Consider the following 1,945-nt stretch of genomic DNA (forward strand, 5'->3'; position numbering starts at 1 on the left):
CGCCGCCACGGAAGCCTCCGCCGGCTCCGCCATCGAGAGCCCGCCCCCGGCGGCGCCGGCCACGGCCAGCACCGCGCCGAGCGATGTCCCACGGGGCTTCGTTCGCCGCATCGAGGTGTTGGCGAAAAAGAAGGGCCTGAAAGAAGTTCCCGCTTACGGGAACTTTGCCGAAGCCAAGAAGGTCTTGGCAGACCTTCAGGCCATGTAACGTAAACCAGCAGGGGAGTCCTTCGGGACTCCCTCTTATTGCCAACCATTGGTTGGATTCCCCCCATGGGCATCACGGTGTCCATCGGGGGGGTTCAATCAATACAGGAGGCAAACATGGTTTACCGCTACAACCCCCGGGAGAACGCTATGTATCTGTCCGGCGGAAAACCAAGGAAGCTGCCAGGCCTTCTGAAGCAATACCATCATCTTGATCATCATTCACTGGCGATCATGATTCGGGTTTGGGCACAAGCTCATCGTGTGATCCGCCCGTCAGACGACGTGGTTGTTCGACCGTAAAGCGAACCGTTGCTTTCCTGTTGTGTTCTGGCAACAGAACACAATGGGGAAAGTTACTGTTTTTGCTCTTCGGAGTCCTCTTAACGCGAGGTAAAAAGCGTCATTATTCAACCAGCCGGCTCGTCACCGGCATAGACATTCAACCGTGGGATGACGACCTACAGGAGAAAAAAACATGAGCAAAGCGATAAAAATCGCTGAAGCGTTCGGTATCAATGCGCCGGACGAATTCGTTATCCCCGCCGGACCGTGTGGGGATAACGTCCCGGAGGTCGCCCCGGACTTCGTGTTCCGGGAACGCCTCCTTGGGGACTTCCTCGGTCATCATTTGATGACCAAGGAGCCCCTCTGGTTCGAGGGTCCGACGGGTTCGGGGAAGACATCCTTCGTCCTCCAGGTGGCCGCCCGCCTGGAGATCCCGGTGTTTTACACCACCGGGAAGAACGAGGATGCCTTCTCCCGCTGGGTCGGGAGCATGGGGTTGCTGGAAGGGGAAACTGTCTTCAACTACGGTCCCCTTCCGCTGGCCATGCTGACCGGCGGATGGTTCGTGGTGGACGAGGCGGATCTGACCCCGCCCGACCAGCTGGCAGAGGCCAACAATGTGTTGGCCGGTGGAAACCTCACCCTGGATGACAATGGGGGCGAGGTGATCAAGCCAGCGCCAGGGTTCCGCTTCATCGCCTGTGGCAACACCACGGGTGCGGATGCCATGGCCAATGCGTCCTACCTGGGGACTAAGTTGCAGAACGCGGCCACGCTGTCCAGGTTCTCCTTCTTGAAGGTGCCATATCCTTCAGCGGAGGAGGAACTCAAAATCCTCCAGCGGGTCACGACCCAGCTGGGGGAGACCGACCTGGAGGCCATGGTGGCCTTGGCGGACGCGGCCCGGACGGCGACCGAGAACCCCGCGGTGAATTTCAGCGCGGCGTTCTCAACCAGAATTTTGGTCCGCTGGGGAAAATTCACCGAGGCGTTCAAGAACGCAGCCCATGCCCGGGGTGTCCACCCCATGTTTTTGGGGTTGGCACACGCCTTCACCAACGGCTTGCCCGATGGCGAGGTGGAGGTCCTGTACGACCTGGCCCAGACCGTTGATACGGATTTCGAGGATTACCTCGAACAGGCCCGTCGCAAGGGCGTAAGCCCGGTGGACGGCCCGGTGTATGGGGGATCCGGCGATGAGTAGTGAGCGTCCTCGCCGGGCGACCTACCTCCGATACACCGACGGGGCATCGGATAAGGTCTACCACGTCCTGGAATACCAGGACAAGGTGGTGGCCAAGTACGGTCGCTTCGGCTCGAAACTCCGTCAGGTGGTCTACCCGCATCACTCCAACGGCCCGGATAAGGCTTGGGAGCTTGAAAGGGCTAAAAAGCGGAAGGGGTACGAAGAGTACCAACCGCCCACCAAGTACCTCGAGATCCTGGCTGG

4 protein-coding genes are annotated in these 1,945 nt (G+C 59.7%); all 4 read left to right on the forward strand.

What is annotated here, in order from left to right:
• Nucleotides 1-208, forward strand: a 208-nt coding sequence (locus tag ACOCD2_RS13720; protein WP_293672800.1) for a hypothetical protein, incomplete at its 5' end; no start/stop codon positions are given.
• 65 nt (nt 209-273) lie between these two features.
• Nucleotides 274-510, forward strand: a complete 237-nt coding sequence (locus ACOCD2_RS13725; RefSeq protein WP_293652720.1) for a hypothetical protein — start codon at nt 274-276, stop codon at nt 508-510.
• Between the two features lie 175 nt (nt 511-685).
• Nucleotides 686-1,699 (forward strand): AAA family ATPase, encoded by a 1,014-nt coding sequence (locus tag ACOCD2_RS13730; protein ID WP_293652721.1) that lies wholly within the window; start codon nt 686-688, stop codon nt 1,697-1,699.
• The coding region (locus tag ACOCD2_RS13735) for a hypothetical protein (protein WP_293672802.1) at nt 1,677-1,945 on the forward strand (269 nt) is incomplete at its 3' end. The genes ACOCD2_RS13730 and ACOCD2_RS13735, both read left to right, overlap by 23 nt.

Source organism: Thiolapillus sp., assembly GCF_048562965.1.
GTDB classification, from domain to species: domain Bacteria; phylum Pseudomonadota; class Gammaproteobacteria; order Chromatiales; family Chromatiaceae; genus Thiolapillus; species Thiolapillus brandeum_A.

Bases quoted from the DNA above. Each gene is read 5' to 3' on its own strand.
- ACOCD2_RS13725 (WP_293652720.1), top strand. From the start codon at position 274: ATGGGCATCACGGTGTCCATCGGGGGGGTTCAATCAATACAGGAGGCA.
- ACOCD2_RS13730 (WP_293652721.1), top strand. From the start codon at position 686: ATGAGCAAAGCGATAAAAATCGCTGAAGCGTTCGGTATCAATGCGCCG.